Raw genomic sequence first — 251 nt, 5'->3', positions numbered from 1 at the left:
AAGCCCATTATATTTGAGTCATATGTTTGGTGAATCTGGTCCAATCATATTTGGCCAGTTAATGACCTACGCCTGTGTGCTGGTCGTGCTTATTACGCCTCTTTTAATGAAACTAACATCGAGTAAAGCGGAGACTATCAGTTTGGCCTATGCTGGCTTGATGTTTGCTTTTGGATATATGCTAGTGATGTTTTTTCCAACTATTCCTGTACATTTTCTGGCCTGGTTTTTTTTATCTTCCGGAGAAGTAT

General features: G+C 39.4%; 1 pseudogene. It reads left to right on the top strand.

The annotated features are described in order from the left end of the window. Positions 1-251, top strand: a pseudogene (locus ACYP03_RS27200) (MFS transporter); the annotation flags it as partial.

Source organism: Photobacterium sp. R1 (assembly GCF_054600795.1).
This window is presented reverse-complemented; position numbering and strand designations above follow the sequence as displayed.